At 50.8% G+C, this 18,173-nt stretch carries 11 protein-coding genes; 4 read left to right on the plus strand and 7 right to left on the minus strand.

Annotated features, from left to right (window positions below):
• Positions 1-17: 17 nt before the first annotated feature.
• Positions 18-347: an ArsR/SmtB family transcription factor gene (locus O3276_RS12845; protein ID WP_269671706.1), complete on the minus strand. Its 330-nt coding sequence runs from the start codon at positions 345-347 to the stop codon at positions 18-20.
• A gap of 245 nt (positions 348-592) precedes the next feature.
• Here O3276_RS12845 and O3276_RS12850 point away from each other — a divergent pair, with 245 nt between their 5' ends.
• From O3276_RS12850 to O3276_RS12860, 3 genes are all read left to right on the plus strand, one after another.
• Positions 593-1,033, plus strand: a complete 441-nt coding sequence (locus O3276_RS12850) for an EamA family transporter (protein ID WP_269671707.1) — start codon at positions 593-595, stop codon at positions 1,031-1,033.
• Between the two features lie 59 nt (positions 1,034-1,092).
• Positions 1,093-1,485, plus strand: coding sequence for a DMT family transporter (locus tag O3276_RS12855; RefSeq protein WP_269671708.1), 393 nt, complete (start codon positions 1,093-1,095; stop codon positions 1,483-1,485).
• A gap of 687 nt (positions 1,486-2,172) precedes the next feature.
• Positions 2,173-3,855 carry an NAD-dependent malic enzyme gene (locus tag O3276_RS12860; protein ID WP_269671709.1) on the plus strand — a complete coding sequence of 561 codons (1,683 nt, stop codon included), beginning with the start codon at positions 2,173-2,175 and terminating at the stop codon, positions 3,853-3,855.
• Between the two features lie 470 nt (positions 3,856-4,325).
• Here O3276_RS12860 and O3276_RS12865 read toward each other — a convergent pair whose 3' ends face one another.
• Positions 4,326-4,685, minus strand: coding sequence for a nuclear transport factor 2 family protein (locus O3276_RS12865; protein ID WP_269671710.1), 360 nt, complete (start codon positions 4,683-4,685; stop codon positions 4,326-4,328).
• 702 nt (positions 4,686-5,387) lie between these two features.
• Between O3276_RS12865 and gorA the strand changes: the two genes are divergently transcribed.
• Positions 5,388-6,755, plus strand: a complete 1,368-nt coding sequence (gene gorA / locus O3276_RS12870) for a glutathione-disulfide reductase (protein WP_269671711.1) — start codon at positions 5,388-5,390, stop codon at positions 6,753-6,755.
• Positions 6,756-6,911: 156 nt separating this feature from the next.
• On the opposite strand, the gene O3276_RS12875 is transcribed toward gorA, so the two are convergent.
• The 5 genes from O3276_RS12875 to O3276_RS12895 all read right to left on the minus strand — a co-directional run bounded on the left by O3276_RS12875 (position 6,912) and on the right by O3276_RS12895 (position 18,155).
• A complete protein-coding gene (locus O3276_RS12875; protein WP_269671712.1) occupies positions 6,912-9,953 on the minus strand; it encodes a transglutaminase domain-containing protein in 3,042 nt (1,013 codons plus the stop codon).
• Positions 9,908-11,863, minus strand: a complete 1,956-nt coding sequence (locus O3276_RS25500) for an ATP-binding protein (RefSeq protein WP_332328264.1) — start codon at positions 11,861-11,863, stop codon at positions 9,908-9,910. Before O3276_RS25500 ends, O3276_RS12875 begins: the two co-directional genes overlap by 46 nt.
• Position 11,864: 1 nt before the next feature.
• Positions 11,865-13,487, minus strand: a complete 1,623-nt coding sequence (locus O3276_RS12885; RefSeq protein ID WP_269671713.1) for a hypothetical protein — start codon at positions 13,485-13,487, stop codon at positions 11,865-11,867.
• A gap of 337 nt (positions 13,488-13,824) precedes the next feature.
• Positions 13,825-15,552: a transglutaminase-like domain-containing protein gene (locus O3276_RS12890; protein WP_269671714.1), complete on the minus strand. Its 1,728-nt coding sequence runs from the start codon at positions 15,550-15,552 to the stop codon at positions 13,825-13,827.
• A gap of 239 nt (positions 15,553-15,791) precedes the next feature.
• Complete coding sequence (locus O3276_RS12895; protein WP_269675982.1) at positions 15,792-18,155, minus strand: AAA family ATPase; 2,364 nt, start codon at positions 18,153-18,155, stop codon at positions 15,792-15,794.
• Positions 18,156-18,173 lie beyond the last annotated feature (18 nt).

Here is an 18,173-nt window from a genome sequence, read left to right on the forward strand (position 1 = left end):
GCCAACTACTTATTATCTTACTGACGCTCCTTAACATGATTCGCCATATCGAGAATGACATGACGGATATGGTGGTCATCCAACTCATAGAGTACCTGCTTTCCTTTGCGGGTTGATCGCAGGATTCGGGCTTCCCGCAAACTGCGCAGATGATGGCTGGTTAAAGGTTGCGACATGCCCGAAATTTCCGATAGACAGCATACCGGCTGTGGCTCTTCAAGACAGGCAATGACCAGCTGCAGTCTTTTGGTGTCTCCGAGCAGCTGGAAAATTTTTGCCAGTCGCCCCATGTCCTGTTCAGACAGCTCAGGCAGCAGAGAACAACAGGTTTGATGCATATCGACCATAGGCTTGTCCGAACCTTAAGAAAATACTGATTGGTAATGGTATTGCGCCATGAGGGCTTAGTCTATTTTCCCGGGTTTGCATCATCCGTCGATAAACACTTTTCGAGCCTTGCTGCTGGTGGCAAAATGCTCTCAGCAAAAAAACAGGCGACAATGATAAGCCGCTGATAGCGGTACAAGCCTTCATCAATAATAATCGGGCCAGCCTGGCGAAAGGATGGCCACAACAAGCCGGGTTATGCACTGTGAAAACCAAAGCGCTTCGAGCAGATGTTTTACTACTGGGGGTGTCTGCCATATGGGGGTTTGCCTTTGTTGCCCAGATCAAAGGCATGGAGCATCTTGGACCATTTCTGTTTAATGCCTGCCGTTTTGCTCTGGGCTTTATCTCGTTATTACCGGTTTATTTTCTATTGGAAAACATCTCCGGAAAGAAAGTCTCCGGCCATAAAACGCAATACGACAGTCAATTGCTGCTGAAATGGGGGCCGTTGACCGGTGTAGTACTTTTTCTTGCTTCATCCTTTCAACAGGTTGGTCTGTTGTATACCACAGCGGGTAACTCTGGCTTTATCACCGGTTTTTATATCATTCTGGTGCCAATACTGGGGATCTGGTTTGGGCACAGTACCCGACCTGCAACCTGGCTGGGGGAGCCATTGCGCTGGCGGGCCTGTATTTCCTGACCGTACAGGATGGCCTTAATTTCAATAAAGGTGACGTGCTGACGTTAGGCTCTGCCCTTATGTATGCCATTCAAATACTGCTTATTGGCTGGCTTTCCCGGCATGTTCATCCGCTGAGGCTGTCATTAATACAGTTTTTTATGACCGCTTTATGCAGCATGCTGGTTGCCCTTTATCTTGAACCCATCAGCCTTGATGCCATTCTAAAAAGTGCAGGGTCTCTGCTGTTCGCCGGCGTTCTTTCTACCGGTGTCGCTTTTACGATTCAAATCATTGCCCAGAGAGATGCAGCTTCTTCTCATGCGGCTATCATTATGAGTCTGGAAGCTGTTTTTGCGGTACTGGGAGGCTGGTTATTGCTGGACGAGCAGCTTGGACTGAGAGGTTTTTTAGGGTGCGGCCTGATGATGACCGGGATGCTACTGTCGCAGCTTAGACGCTCCAAGGCTTAAAAGGAAAACAAACAGATGGGTTTGCAAGCTGTGTGGAAAATAGCTTTATTTAACTTCCATATTTCCAGTTTTGCCCGGCCGCCTTTCCGATATTACTCCGGATTTAGCTGATCTTCTAAGCGCCCTGGTATCCCTGTTGGTGCTGCGTCCGCAAAAAAGCACCTTGTAAACCCATCTGCTTGTTACTGCCGACTCTTTATTGTTCTTGTTATAAAACGCTTTGGTGAGTCGGCACCAAACCCTGTTATTGTTTTTATGGTGGGTGTTTTGTTCTTGTTGCTTTAACTAATACAACTGCTGTGCCAAAAATAGAGATAATTCCCTTATGCCTTGCTGTACGTGGTTTCCGAATGATGGCGTGTTTTTTATGATTAAATAATGCACAGTTCACCGGTTGTGATTTGTTACCTGGCCCCCCTCAAAATGTGACAATGCTCCCGCAAGGTAACAAATACCAGTTCCTGGCCTCAGGGCAAAATCCACCAAATCGTTGAGACAGTCTGTTTTTCAGACAGTTGCTGCCGACGTTATACATGTTTGATTATTTCGGTTATTCCGTTTGTTCTGCTCCTGCACTAAGGATTATCCTTTGTGCCCCTGCTGACACTGACTGTTATATCAGCAGTTCCGGTTACACTTTTGTTGAAAAAACGGCTGACACATCGGCTGAAAAAACGTAGGAAAACAATGAGCGAACACGACCAAAGCATCCATACTGGCCTCACAGGCCGTTTGTTGCTGGAAAACTCCCTGTTGAACAAAGGGACCGCTTTTTCTATGGAGGAGCGGAGTGAGCTGGATCTTCATGGTCTTCTGCCGCCAAGGGTAGAGTCGATGGAGGAACAATGTCGTCGAGCTTATAAGTCTTTCTCCGTCAAGCCTACGCCGATACTGAAGCACATCTACCTGCGTGCATTGCAGGATACCAACGAAACACTTTTTTATGCTCTCCTGCAACGTCATCTTCAGGAAATGCTGCCTATCATCTACACGCCGGTTGTAGGGCAGGCCTGTCAGCGCTTCAGTGACCTCTACCGTCGACCAAGAGGCATCTACATTTCCTATCCCCAGCGTGAACATATCTCAGCCATGCTGGCCAACTTCAAGCGCAATATTGAAGTGATTGTTGTCACGGATGGTGAGCGTATTCTGGGCCTGGGTGACCAGGGTATTGGCGGTATGGGGATCTGTATTGGCAAGCTGTCTCTCTACAGTGCGGTGGGTGGCATCGCACCGAACAAAACACTGCCAATCGTCCTGGATTGCGGCACCAATAACCGCCAGTTGCTGAATGACCCGAATTACCTGGGCTGGCGTCATGAGCGCATTGCAGACGATGAATACTATGCGTTCGTGGACGACTTTATTCGTGCACTGAAACGTCGCTGGCCAAAAGCACTGTTACAGTTTGAAGACTTTGCCATCGACCATGCCACACCACTGCTGGAAAAATACCGGGATGAACTCTGTTCTTTCAATGATGATATTCAGGGCACCGCCGGTGTGACTGCCGCATCACTGCTGGCAGCGGCCAAAGCTGCAGGCAAGTCCATTGAGGAGATGACCATTGCCTTCCTTGGTGCCGGCTCAGCCGGTTGCGGTATTGCCGAACAGCTGATCCGCCTGATGGTTGGCCGGGGACTCAGCGAAGAAGAAGCCCGTCAGCGAATCTTCATGGTTGACCGCCATGGCGTGTTGAATGACCAGATGGCAGACCTGCGGCCATTCCAGCAGCGGCTGGTACAACGTTGTGCAGAACTTCGTCAATGGGGGTGTGATGAGAATCCCGGATTGTCAGACGTCGTCAACCATGCCAGACCAGACGCTATCATCGGGGTATCAGGTCAGCCAGGCCTGTTCACCCGGGAAGTCATTGAAAAAATGGCTGAGAACCATGAGCGCCCCATTGTCTTCCCACTGTCCAACCCCATCAGCCAGGTTGAAGCCACGCCAGAAGATATTATTCAGTGGAGTGAAGGTCGGGCGTTGATTGCTACTGGTAGCCCATTTGATCCGGTTGAGTACAATGGTAACCGTTACCCTGTCGCCCAATGTAACAATATCTATATTTTCCCGGGGCTGGGTCTTGGTGTCCTGGCCAGTAACGCTGAAAGCGTATCCGATGGCATGCTGGATGCGGCAGTGGAAACACTGGCCATGGCCTCGCCAGCGGTTATGAATCCGGACGCTGCTCTTCTGCCCGAATTGAACCGTATTCATCAGGTGACTTGTGATATAGCGATTGCCGTAGCCAGAAAAGCGCAGGAAGAGGGGCTGGCACCTGAATGTGAACAAACTACTCTGGAAGCCAGAGTCAGAGGCAAGCGCTGGAGCCCTGAATATTGCCGAGTCCATCTGTCTGATTCTTGAAAGTAGTACCCGGATTTACGTTACAGCGTAGAAAAGGATAAGCAGATAAGTTTACAAACTACCAGGCATCTTTATTGTTGTTATTGACTGACAGGTGTCTGGTATGTCCCGTTGCCTTCCTGATGTTGCAGTTTTTAAAAAAACTGCGGCAATCTTATTAACATTCCAGCAATTTGCCAGTTGATGTCCTTCAGTATCCTGCAAACTTATCTGCTTTAATCACCGACCTGTTGTTTTTGTTATTTGTGGTCAGGATTCGCCATGTAGTTGTTATTATTTGGCATTTTTTGGTTTGCTACTGGTCATATACAAATGGTGTGCCAATAACCTTTGTTGTTTTTTAACTTGTTGATATTTAATGGGAAAGTCTTTTCTGCACCGTTCAGGTCATGCCATGGAAAAAGGGTGAACTGTTACTTGTTGAGTACTGGATTGTGAAGAGTGTAACCCGGGTAACAGACGAACATGGTTCAGGGTTTATGCACTTCTATACGACTGATCAGACCTTCGTTGGAGAAAAAAATCCTTTCTACCCCTGGTACGTTCACAGATTCATCCGACGCAATATCAGTACCCGATCTGACAAACTCAAGTTCTACACAACAGCCATCCAGGCTGCGGTAGCTGTTAACATGCCAGTTCACATCAGGGATTTTTGAAAAAAAAGCCGTCATCATGTCAAGAATGGCGGCTTTTCCCTGGAAGTCACCAAGAAAGGCAGAGTAGTAGCTGGCGCTTTCATCAAACATTTGAGATATCCAGTCCAGCCTGTGCGCATTGGACAGAGCAATATAGGCTCTGGCGGCTTCGATTTGTTCATCGTTGGTCATAATTTGAGATGCCAATGGTTTGTGAGTAGATACCCAAAACCCACAACATAGCACTAACTCGACATATTGACCTGCTTCAAGTTGTCACAGGCTGGATTCCGGGTAGTAAAGAAGAGAGTTAAATAAGAAAGAGGGGGGGGAGAAGTTTATAGAATGAAAAAATAAACAAACAGACAGGTTTACAGATACGCAGAAGCTCTTTATTTCTTCCCTGTCGAATGCCCGCGCTGCCTTTTGTCGCCTGTTACCAGACTCAGTCAGTCTTCTCGGCTTTCTTATCCCTGCTTGTCGGCTACCTTGAGGTACCGTGCAAACCTGTCTGCTTGAGTGGCCCGGCCTGATATTATTATTTTTGGAGGCTGGGAATCGTCGTTGTTATTGTTGTTATGTTCTGACGATTTTTTTGTTCTCGCCTGACATAATACAAGTGGCGTGCCAGCTTTTATAAATGTCTCCGCAGGCCTTGGTAAATAAGGGGTAAACAGGCTATTCATATTGTATCACCCGATGTCTGGTGCTGTTTTCCTGTTACTGCGTTTACCCCCTGGATGTAACCTTCGGAATAGATGTAACAAATATGATTTCATTTAGTTAGGTATCAAATGCATATTAATACTTTAAATCGGGCAGTTTGACCTTATAGTAATCAGAGACTTTCTCAGGGCAGGCATATGTCGGCTCTGCAATGATCAGGACAATAAAATGACGACATCAAACCACTTTGATTATCTGGTAATCGGCGGCGGAAGCGGTGGCATCGCTTCTGCAAATCGTGCAGCTATGTACGGTAAAAAAGTGGCGCTGGTAGAGGCTAAGCATCTGGGAGGAACCTGCGTAAACGTAGGGTGTGTTCCCAAGAAAGCCATGTGGTTTGCCGGGCAAATTGCTGATGCCTGTCGTTATGGGCCTGACTACGGCTTTGATATCAGCATTGACCAGCAGTTGAAGTCATTTAGCTGGAGCAAGCTCGTCGACAGCCGGGAGGCTTACATCAGTCGTATACATGCTTCTTATGAACGGGTTCTGGGCAATAATAAAATTACCGTAATAAACGGCTATGGACGATTTGTTGACGCCAGAACAGTAGAAGTAAATGGTGAGCATTACACAGCGGACCATATCACCATTGCAACCGGTGGTGAGCCCCTGATCCCAGATGTTCCCGGAGCCGAATACGGTATCGACTCGGATGGCTTCTTTGAGTTGACTGAGCGCCCTGGCCGGGTGGCTGTATTGGGTGCGGGTTACATAGCTGTTGAACTGGCCGGTGTGCTACACGCCCTGGGCAGTGAAACGCATTTGCTGGTTCGTAAACACAAGCCATTGCGTAATTTTGAAGCGATGCTGTCTGATACGCTGGTAGAAGTGATGGCGTCTGAAGGTCCTCAGCTTCATACCCATTCAGTACCAAAAGAAGTGGTAAAAGAAGACGATGGAAGTCTGACCGTTCATTTGGAAAACGGTAACTTATTAAATGTTGATACGGTGATCTGGGCTGTAGGCCGTAAGCCACATACTGCAGGTATTAATCTTGATGCAGCCGGTGTTACGGTGGACGCCCAGGGTTACATTCCGGTTGATAAATACCAGAATACCAATGTCGATGGCATTTATGCCGTGGGTGACAACATCGGCAAGGTTGAATTGACCCCGGTTGCTGTTGCTGCGGGTCGTCGCCTGTCAGAGCGCCTGTTCAATAATAAACCGGATGAGCATTTGAACTACGACAATGTGGCCACGGTTGTCTTCAGCCACCCGCCGATCGGTACAGTGGGTTTAACGGAACTGGCTGCCCGTGAAGCTTATGGTGATGATAATGTCAAAGTGTATACCAGCCAGTTTACGGCCATGTTCAGCGCATTGACCAGTCATCGCCAGCCATCACGAATGAAGCTGATAACTGTCGGTGCAGAAGAAAAGATCGTCGGTATCCATGCGATTGGACACGGTGCGGATGAAATGCTCCAGGGTTTTGCTGTGGCTTTAAAGATGGGAGCTACCAAGGCTCAGTTTGATGACACCGTTGCCATTCACCCAACCTCCGCTGAGGAGTTTGTTACTATGCGGTGAACCAAATGTTTGGAGAGTTAAAAAAGAAGTGACAATTTAAAAAATAAATGACGACTTCTCAAAATTCCAACCACATTACATGATTAAGCGAGGCTTGAGTATTCAGGTACTCGCTTATAACTTTTTACACTTCCTCAGTATAAGGTATCTATTTTCCTAGTCTGCGATCAAAACAAGAAACTCGTCTAAAAGAGCAAGCAAATCATCCTTTTGCAGAACGACAGCGGATGGTTGGTTAAAATGGCTTTTTATATGTTCCGGGGGTAATTTTAATTGGGCCATGGGATCAATTCTGTGATTGCTATACGTAAGGGCCGTCTCCCAGAAAGGCTGCGCCGTAACGCAATAGAAATCATAAAGGTGAGTCAACCAAATGGGAGGAGTGTCATTCATGTGGTGTGCTGCCAGCCAATAATAGAATATTTTTTTTATTATCTTGTCTAATTCTACAAAACTCTTTTCACTCTCATATATTTCACTAATTTCTGACCTTATTCCGGATTTTTTTATTCGAGCAATCTTCTTGTTTACCTCTTCTGTTGATAAAGAAGTACAATCGAAGATAATGGGTTTGTAGCTTGTAGATTTTGATACGTTCAGGAAAGCAGCCTCGCCGGACATAAGCTTATCAGGGATGATAACGCTATTGCCCACAGGCTGGTGGTGGAGTTGTTGATGGATGCGATGCTGCGATAGCCGCTCTAAAAGAGACCGACTCATGGTCATCGTTTTGATAAGGTTTATGCAGCATTGTGAAAGTCGTATATCATTATTTCTTATTGGCTTAAGAGTATTAGTTTTCATGGGTCTTAGAGAATAAGACATAAGCAAAGTTTTTACCCGGTCTTTTAACTGACAGGAGTCGCAGGACCCAGAGAAACTCTGTAAGATAACCATTAATATGTATTGCAAAAATTGAGGCACTGAACGGTAAAGATCACATAACCAGTTCAAATAGTGCACATCAGGCTCTTGTGCCTGTATCAGCTGAGATAATATCTTCATTTGACTTTCAATGAAGCAATATTTCATACCGCTATTGCTTTTATCATCCACCATACGCCAAGTGCTTTTTTCTATGATACCTTCCCAATCTTTTATGGTTTCACCAAACCGATAAAACATTTGTGGCGATAACAGTATCCCCCAGTTTTTCCCAAAATCTCTGATAGAAATGTCGGAGTCTGCAGGTCTTCTGTTGAATTCAGAGTAGATATCTTTAAGTTCGTGCATGATCGTGGTAAAGAGGATTGTACTTTTGCTTGACTGTAATTGTTTTGCAAGACAATCCAGGTAAATGTTAATCGAAATAATGATGTCTTCCGTTGAATCGCTAAGTTGGTCGGAATCGGCATCCCCCTCGATTGGTATCAGGTCACAATAGACTGCTAGATGATAATCGCCCCAGTCGGGTTCTGTGATATCTGCTGTGGACCGTCCGCCACCGCTGAGCTGGTATTGTCGCCAGGTGTTGGCGCCATCGGGGCTGATCTCAACAAAACAGTGCGAAGTATTCCCTACTTGCCGCGCAGGAATACCCCAATAATGGCAGAGCACCTGGAAGATTATCGTCTTGTGTCGGCAAACCCCCTGTTTCTCCCTGAGCATATTCAGCAACAGCTGTTCATCTTGTCCGGTCACATTTTTGCTGTCAGAAAATGTAGCCAGCCAATCCATCAACGCCCTGAGTCGTTGCGGGATATCCGGGATCCCATGGATGTTACGCAGCTCTGCATAGGCTTTGCAGGTGTTGGTTTCGGAGTAAAAAATATTCTCTGCCAGCAGATCTGCAAGCCGCTGACTGCACACTCCCTCTGGTAATGTCAGCCACTCGCCCGGTCTCAGCAGGGTAAAATAGGTTTGCCCGGGGGCAATGATAAAGTCCACCGTTACCGGTGACGCTGAGGATGCCTGACTTTTGATTAACAGTTGCCCTGTCAGCTCGCTTCGGGCCAGCTCAACGGGGGTTTTCGGGGTGCAGCGCAGTGCCCGGAGCTGGTCTCTGGGCGTCAGGGAAGGCAGGGGCTGCCACTGGTTATTCAGGATCAGCGTAAACTTGCCGGGCAGTTCATCAGCGCCAAGGTTGGTCCTCCAGACGTTATCATCAGGCCATCCTGGCAACGATGTTAGCGTGCCATTTGTCCAGTCGATGGGGTAGTTGCGCAACTGGCCGTCTTCATCCAGACGGGTCTCCCGAAAATAGAGACGATATTGGCGGGCATCGTAAGGGTCTATGGGGAAGCATCTGGTGACCTGGTAGTGGCGGGGAGCCAAAATATCGCCAAATATACAAGGATAAGCCGAATGACCGGTTTGTTGCGGGTTTACCGTTGACTCGCTATTGCGGCTGATCTCCATATTTTGCTGCATGGCTTGTGCAATGGTCATGACGTCCTGATCTGTTGCCTCCGGTGTCACCGTGATTACCCGGTCACCACAACGGGGTACAGGCCCGAATGTTACCGTGATGGGCATCAACAGTCCGGGTATGCTATTGGCGCTGGCCTCAAGGTCCCGGCGCCGTCGTTCTTCCTGCTGGATGCGTTCCAGACGTGTGATATCTTCCTTCAGCGGAGGCAGCGGTGTCGGCAAGGCACGAAAGGGCAGTGACAAGTGTTTACGCAAGGCCTGATGCCAATGTTCAGGCCGCTGACTGGCCAGCTGCCGGGCGCTGCTGAACAGGTCGTCCAGTGCCAGTTGCACCGCGCAGTTCTGCTGATGCAGTGCTGTGGCCAGTTGGTGGAAGTGACCCGCCAGCCACTTGGGCAACCCATCAGGTATCTTGGGCAAACCCTGTACCAGTTTTGCCAGGTCTTCCGGGGTAAGGGCAGCCAGCCTGACCTGGGTGCATCGGCTCGTCAGGGCCTTGCTCAGTGCTTCCCGTCCGGCAAAATAGCCGGGATTGATGGTGGCAAACAGGCGAAATCCCCGTGCTGCATGGCCGGTCAACACATGATTCAGCAACCCTTCTACATAGTGGCTGGGAATCAGGTTAAGCTCACTGATAGCGATCAGTTGCCCCCTGCTCATGGCCTGTTTAACGCGCTCGGCCAGAGTGGTCCACTGGTTCGGGTTGGCATTGATATGAACAAACGGACGTACTGGCTGTTGTTTCCTCTCTTGCTGTTGTTGCCAGAGCCGGATGGTTCTCTTTAGCACAAAATCCTTGCCCCAGCCCGCCGGCCCTTCCACCAGCATGGCGGTGCGTCCCGAGTCATCCTTGTCCAGACTTTGCCAATAGTGGTAGACCAGTCGCTGGACAGGCTCCGCAGAGAAGTCACCATCGGGATTGGCGGCCTGCAGTCGTTGGATAAATCAGTAAAGCTCGCGTCAACCCCCGCCAAAAGGGACGGATCCTCCTTGAACTGGCCCCGGTACCAGACGTTGAGGGTTCTCAGCCGTTGCTGGTATTCCGTGGTTACAGCACCGGCCAGACTGTCCATAAATGCCCGCCTGATCAGGGCGTTGACTTGCCCTGGCGTGTCGTCCCCGGTCGCGGAACAGTGATGGAGAATCTGGCGAACGGTGGCCAGCACATCGGTGATATCTCTGGGTGTGGTCTGGTCCTGCAGCTCCCGGAACTGGTTGTACAGGGTTAATAGCCGGTCACGGGCCTGTTGTTTCAGGTGCTCAGGCCAGGCCTGCGGTAGATTGGGCAGAATGATGGCGTTGGCCAGCACGCTGTCCGGCAAGGGGTTATAAAAGAAGGTGGGAATCCGTGATTTCAGCGTGTTATCCAGGTGACGTCCCGAATAATGATCCGGATTACCGGTGAGAATAATCCGGTGCCGGTCCTTCAGTTCGTACTCCCGGCCTTGATAATGGAGTACCGGCGGCTGCCGGGTTAAACCGACCAGGGGGGCAAGCAGACCCTCTGGCACCAGGTTGGCTTCATCGAGCACCAGCAGGGGTGGATCTTTCGATAATGCCCACAGCAGCAGTGGCCCTTCACAAAATTCGGTGGCATGGTCCTCCGCCCCATTGCCCACTGAATAACTGACCAGCTGCGGTCCACCAAACAGGGCTTCTGAGGTGTGGTTGGGTCCAAGCTGAAGCACCTGACAGTCTGGATAACCAGCCCCGGCCGCAATGGCTCTGGCCATAAAGGTCTTGCCGGCTCCGGCCTCACCCTGCAGGAACACCACGGGATGCTCCCGGACCCTCCGGGCCAAATGCACCAGACGCCGCTCCTGCCGGGACCAGTGATGGCGCTGTCGGGCAAGGAGGGCATCGGGCAGATCCTGACACGGCCCGGGTAACTGATCATCAATAAAGTGGGTGGCCAGTAACTCCCGGATCTGTTGTGATTTCTGTTGATCGGTCTGATCCCCCATCAGAATGGCGGCAATCTGGCTCTCCAGCGTCCCGGTCGTCTGGCTGATGATGGTGTCTTGCCTGAGTGATGCCCGGTGAGCAATCAGGGTATCTTTTAAGGTTGAGCGCAGGTTCCCGTCAAAAAAGCGTTTTTTCCGGGCCAGCCGAAGATCAACCCCCAATCGCTGCGCCAGGGTCAACTGCTGTGCCCAGGGGGCGGCGGCGACCATATAGATGGCCAGCTGCTTCACTGAGCCGTGAGATACAGGATGCGGGTCTTGGCTGCCTTGGTGTACCTTGGCCGGACAGTGCCGGGCCAGCATCCAGAAATCGGCCTTGATGTCCCTCAGCTCCGGGGTTGGGTGGTAGGTCAGCCAGTGCTGCAGAGCGGATCGGTCGGCGCGGTTGTCGGTGGGCTGATCCGGATAATAACCGGCAATTTTCGCCTTGATGAAACTGTAAATCTCCGGATCGCCGCGATACGCCTTGGCCAACAGCACATGCAAGGCTCGGCGTTGATGGCAGGGCAGAAGCCTGGGGCTACCGTCCAGCAGGCGTTCTGCCCCGGCCTGTTGCTCAAACCGATACTGAAAATCCTCCCCGGTCCAGGGCGGCCTGTCCGGATAGCGCTTTTTATAGGATTGGGGCAGAGACATCAGCAGGGAGTAGACCGGGTTTTCCGGTTTGGGTGGTTGGCTGTCGGAAAGGTTGAGCAGGGCGTTGATCAATGCTGAGCCGGTGGTTTGCTGCCCCGGGGGAGGCATGAAGGTGACCTGTGCCTTTGGCAGATCCATCTTATGCCCATGAATAAACAGGTAAGGGGCAGGTAATAACAGGGTTTCCAGGTTGGCAGCCAATTCCGGGTTGCACTCCAGGCCATAAAGGGTCGTTGGCGTCCCATTGACCAGGGCATCCAGCAGTTGACTGTTGGTCAGGGAAAAAGTGAAATGGCTCTGGCTGGTGAGGTTGACCTGTTGCAGGGATTCCAGGGTGTCCCCGGGGTTGATCTGGTAGGTAAAAGTGTCCGCAGTGTGGGTTAGAGACTCCCGTAGCCCTTGCAGGGAGCAGTCGGTCGGTTGGCAAATTAGCAAACAAACGTGGTCTTTTACTCGCCGGTAACTGCTCCAGTTGGCACAGTAACCATAACCACTGTTTGTCATTCAGCTCGCCAGTGAGCACCAGTTGTTTGCCACCTTGCAGCAGATTGGTGAGCATGTTCGTTTGCACAACGGAAGTACCCTCTACCATCACATGGCCTTTGAGACGCTCGATTGAGCTGCGGTTAATCACCACAAACGGGCTTTGGGGACAAAAAACGGTGCTGTCGCTGATCGTCTGATCTCTCCGGGCGTTGAGTTCGGTGGCACAGACATGGGCTACGGACAGGGATATCTGCTCAGGCAGTCGGACCCATTGCTTGTTGGCGGTGAATCCGGCAACCCGTATGGCCGTTGCCAGGGCTGTCTGGAAGCCAGTGTCTTCCCATGGTGCGTTGTTAAACACCAGGTGGGTATTCTCTTTCAGGTTGGCCAAGGCCCCTTCAGAAAAAACCAGCTGCCCCCGGGCATTGAGGGTGATACCACCAAACAGTTGGTGGTACCAGTTGTCGGTGGTGGCAAAGTTGATGGTGACGCGGAGGGCGTTGGCCGGTATATCTTCCGTGGTTTTTTGGGCCAACAAGGTTTCATCGGTCACCGAATCAGCAATATAGCAGTCGGCTTCTGGTACGGCCTTTTCCGGCATTTGCCCCAATCTGCGCCAGAGGTCGGGGTTGGCGGGCTTACTTCCGTCCAGCATCCCGTGGTTGACCAGAAATACCCGTCGGATATGGTCGCCCAGTGGTTTATCGTTACACTTTGGGCCCGCCTGAAGGAGGTCATTAAAGCTGGCGATATCACCGGGTGTCATGGAGGTCAGGTCAAACACCAGGGTCATCGGCTCATCCGTAAACAGTCGGCCTTCTGCTTTTTGTAATTGGCCGCCCTCTAGCCAGGTTTGTTGCATCAGGCCCTGTTTTTCCAGATCAGCCAGCGCGCGAATGCAATACGTTGCAGGCTGTTCATGGCGTAATTGATCAATAATTCGCTGTTGGGTTAACGGAGTATTGGCAAAATAGAACTCACCGGTGCTCAGGCTCTGATGGACCGCTTCCTGATCCGTTGAGCGGGCGGTGGATTGATTACTTTGAAAGTGAGAGGTAACTTGATAGGCGGCTGTCGTCCTTTGTCCTAAGTCAGGCGTTGGGACTTTTTGGGGTTCTATTAATCTTGATCGCTTTTCTGAAGGCTGCTCAGGCGCTGCCAAGTCATCGGGAAAGAGTGATGTTTTCCTTTTGTCTCCCGCTCGATGTAATAAAGAATCGGTTATTGTTTGATTTGGCAAGGAGTGGTAGATAGTTTCATTGGTTGTTTTGTCCATTTGATCATCCATGCCTGATTTATGAATGCCGGTGTCAGGAAATTTTGGACAACAAAATAATAAGAAGGTTCCTGCCACGGAAACCCCATTTTGCTGTGGCGTTGGCCGCCAGGGCTAAATGGACAATTCATGATGAGTGGATGCTCAACCGAAAGGAAAACCAGTTCAACTGGCTGGCCGGTATGCTGATGGCATTACTACCAAACGAAATCATAAGTAGTCAGAAAATATGATTTCATTTGGTTAACTACTTAGGCTCTATTTGGCTTCCGGACTGCTCTACTATGAACACTGTCTATAGCTCACGAAACATTGGTCTGGAATCCTGAAAGAGCCACTACTTATTGCTTTCATTTTCGATCTGTGCAAGAAACTCATCTAAAAGAACAAGCAAATCATCCGCCTGAAGAACGACAGCGGAAGGCCGGTTAAAATACTCTTTTAAACGTTTTGGAGGTAATTTTAATTCGGTCATGGGGTCATCTTGCGGATTAGCAGCTGTAAGCAACGGCTCATAGTCAGGCCGCCTTGCCTCAGAATAGATATTATATTGTAGAGTCACCCAAATTGGAGAAGTGGCATCATTCCTGTGATGCGCTGCCAGCCAGATAAAGAATATTTTTCTTATTGCTCCGTTGTAAACACTAACCTTTTCACTCTCACATATTTCGCTAATTACTGGCTTTAAGCCGGATTTTATTTTTACAGCAATCTTATCGTTCATCGCATTTTTGGACAAAGAAGTACAGTCGAAAATAATAGGTTTGTAGCTTGTAGATTTTGATACATTCAGGAAAGCCGCCTCGCCGGAAATCAATTTTTCAGGGATGATAATGCTATTGCCCACAGGCTGGTGGTGGAGTTGTTGATGGATGCAAGGCTGGGATAGTCGCCCCAAAAGGGAGTGGCTCAAGGTCATCGTTTTGAAAAGGTTTATGCAGTACTGTGAAAATCGTGGATTTTCGTATTCAAGAAGGCTATCCGTTCTGGGTCCTGGAGAATAAGACTCAAGCATTCCTTTTACCCGGCTTTTTAACTGACAGGAATCACAGGACCCACAGAGCGTCTGTAGGATGGTCAATAATTCATATTTCAGAAATTTAGGCACCGAGCGGTAAAGGTCACATAGCCAGTTCAAATAGTGCACATCAGGCTCATGTGCATGTATCAGTCGATATAATGGTCTCAGTTTATATTCGATATCTGCTCTTCGAATATCCCTGACGACTGACAAATTCCAGGCACTTTTTTCTATGATACATTGCCAATCTTGTATTTTATCACCCAACAGGCAAAACATTTGTGGCGATAATAACACCCCCCAATTATTCGGCAAAGCGCTGGAGCCAAAAGGTGCTCTGTGGAATGCAGAGTAGTTATCTTTAATTTGGTGCATAGTATCAGTCAGTACTGATTTTTTATTGCACGATAGTAACAAATCTTCAAGGCCCTTAAGAGAATTCTCAATTTTGTCCATTAATGCAGGACCAGTTTTCGTTGAATTGATAAAATGGTTGAAAAGGGCATACCCTCTTGTAGCGGGTGGCTTCAGGTCAGAACCACCTGGTTGACCATACTCCCCCCAGTCGGGTTCTGTGATATCTGCTGTAACCCGTCCGCCACCACCGAGTTGGTATTGTCGCCAGGTTTGGCCGCCATCGGGGCTGATCTCAACAAAACGGTGCGAAACATTCACTACTTGCCGGGCAGGAATTCCCCAATAGTGACAGAGCATTTGGAAGATCGCCGCCTTGTGTCGGCAAACCCCTTGTTTCTCCCTGAGCATATTCAGCAACAGCTGGTCATCTTGTCCGGTCACATTTTTGCTGTCGGAAAATGTATCCAGCCAATCCATCAACGCCCTGAGTCGTTGCGGGATATCCAGGGCCCCATTGATATCACGCAGCTCTTCATAGGCTTTGCAGCTGTTCGTTTCGGAGTAAAAAATCTTTTCTTCCAGGACTTCTACAAGCCGTTGACTGCACAATCCCTCTTGTAATGTCAGACACTCGCCCGGTCTCAGTGGGGTAAAATAGGTTCGCCCGGGGGCAATGATAAAGTCCACCGTTACCGATGATGGTGTGGATGCCTTACTTTTGATTAACAGTTGCCCTGTTAGCTTGCTTCGGGCCAGCTCGATGGGGGTGTCCGGGGTGCAGCGCAGTGCCCGGAGCTGGTCCGAGGGCGTCAGGGCAGGCAAGGGCTGCCACTGGTTATTCAGGGTTAACGCAATGTTGCCGGGCAGTTCATCGGCACCAAGGTCGGTCCGCCAGACGGTATCATCAGGCCATCCTGGCACAGGGGTTATCGTGCCATTTGTCCAGTCGATGGGGTAGTCGCGCAACCGGCCGTCTTCATCCAGATGGGTCTGGACAAAAAGAGACGATATTGGCGGGCATCGTAAGGGGTTTCAGGGAAGTATCTGGTGATCCTGAAGTGGCAGGGAGCCACAATATCGTCAAATGCACAGGGGGAAGCCGAATGACTGTTTCTTTTCGGCTTTACCGTTGATCCGCTCTTGTGGCTGGTCTCTGGGCCTTGTTGCATGGCCTGTACAATCGTCATGATGTCTTGATCTGTTGTCTCCGGTGTCACCGTGATTTCACGGTCACGACAACGGAGTGCAGGCCCGAACTGTACCGTGATGGGCGTCAACAGTCCGGGCATGCTATTGGCGAGGGTCTCAAGGGCCCGGCGCCGTTCTTCTGGCTTCATTCGTGCCAGGCTTGCGGTATCTTCCTGCAGCGGGGGCAGCGGTGTCTTTAAAGCGCGAAAGGGCAGTGACAGGTGTTGTCGCAAGGCCTGATGCCAATGTTCAGGCCGCTGACTGGCCAGCTGCCGGGCGCTGCTGAACAGGTCGTCCAGTGGCAGTTGCACCGGGCGGTTCTGCTGATGCAGTGCTGTGGCCAGTTGGTGGAAGTGACCCGCCAGCCATTGGGGCAACCCTTCGGGTATCTCGGGCAATCCCTGCACCAGCCTGGCCAGGTCTTCCGGGTCAAGGGCAGACAGTCTGATTTGGGTACAGCGGCTGGTCAGGGCCTTGCTCAGGGCTTCCCGTCCGACGAAATAGCCGGGATTGATGGTGGCAAACAGGCGAAATCCCGGTGCTGCATGGCCGGTCAACACATGATTCAGTAACCCTTCTACATAGTGGCTGGGAATCAGGTTAAGCTCACTGATGGCGATCAGTTGCCCCCGGCTCATGGCCTGTTTGACGCTCTTTGCCAAGGTGGTCCACTGGTTCGGGTTGGCATTGATATGAACAAACGGGCGATTTATCCCTTGCTGTTGTCGCCAGAGCCGGATGGTTCTGTCCAGCACAAAATCCTTGCCCCAGCCTGCCGGGCCTTCCACCAGAATAGCGGTGCGCCCGGAGTCATCCTTGTCCAGACTTTGCCAGTAGCGGTAAGCCAGTTGCTGGACAGGCTTTGGCGAGAAGTCACCATCGGGGTTGGTGGCCTGCAGTCGTTGGATAAAATCAGTAAAGCTCGCGTCAACCCCCGCCAAAAGGGACGGGTCTTCCTTGAACTGGCCCTGGTACCAGACGTTGAGGGTTCTGAGCCGTTGCTGGTATTCCGTGGTTACAGCACCGGCCAGACTGTCCATAAATGCCCGCCGGACCAGGGCGTTGACTTGCTCTGGGGTGCTCACGGTAGCGGCACAGTGACGGAGAATCTGGCGAACGGTGGCCAGCACATCGGTGATATCTCTGGGTGTGGTCTGCTCCAGCAGCGCCCGGAACTGGTTGTACAGGGTTAATAGCCGGTCACGGGCCTGGTGTTTCAGGTGCTCAGGCCAGGCCTGTGGCAGGTTGGGCAGAATGATGGCGTTGGCCAGCACGGTGTCCGGCAGGGGTTTGTAGAAGAAGGTGGGAATCCGTGATTTTAATGTATTATCCAGATGCCGCCCTGAATAATGGTCCGGATTGCCGGTGAGAATAATCCGGTGCTGCTGCTGTTCAGGCAGTGTGTACTCCCGGCCCTGATAATGGAGCACCTGCGGCTGTCGGGTTAAACCGGCCAGGGGGGCCAGCAGGCCTTCTGGCGCCAGGTTGGCTTCATCGAGCACCAGCAGGGGCGGATCTTTCGATAATGCCCACTGCAGCAGTGGCCCTTTGCGAAATTCGGTGCCATGGTCCTCCGCCCCATTGCCCATTGAATAACTGACCAGCTGCGGTCCGCCAAACAGGGCTTCCTGGGTGTCGTTGGGCCCAAGCTGAAGCACCTGACAGTCTGGATAACCAGCCCTGGCCGCAATGGCCCTGGCCATAAAGGTCTTGCCGGCTCCGGCCTCACCCTGCAGGAACACCACGGGATGCTTTCGGACCCTCTGGGCCAAATGCTCCAGACGCCGCTCCTGACGGGACCAGTGGTGGCGCTGTCGGGCAAGGAGGGCATCGGGCAGATCCAGGCACGGCCCGGGTAACTGATCATCAATAAAGTGGGTGGCCAGTAACTCCCGGATCTGTTGTGATTTCTGTTGATTGGTCTGATTCAGAATGGCGGCAATCTGGCTCTCCAGCGTCCCGACCGTTTGGCTAATGATGGTGTCTTGCCTTAGTAATTCCCGGTGAGCGATCAGGGTATCCTTTAAGGTTGAGCGCAGGTTTCCATCAAAAAAGCGTTTTTGCCGGGCCAGCCGAAGATCCACACCCAATCGCTGTGCCATGGGCCGCTGCCGTGCGCG

The sequence above is a fragment of the Endozoicomonas sp. GU-1 genome (genome assembly GCF_027366395.1).
Classification (GTDB): domain Bacteria; phylum Pseudomonadota; class Gammaproteobacteria; order Pseudomonadales; family Endozoicomonadaceae; genus Endozoicomonas.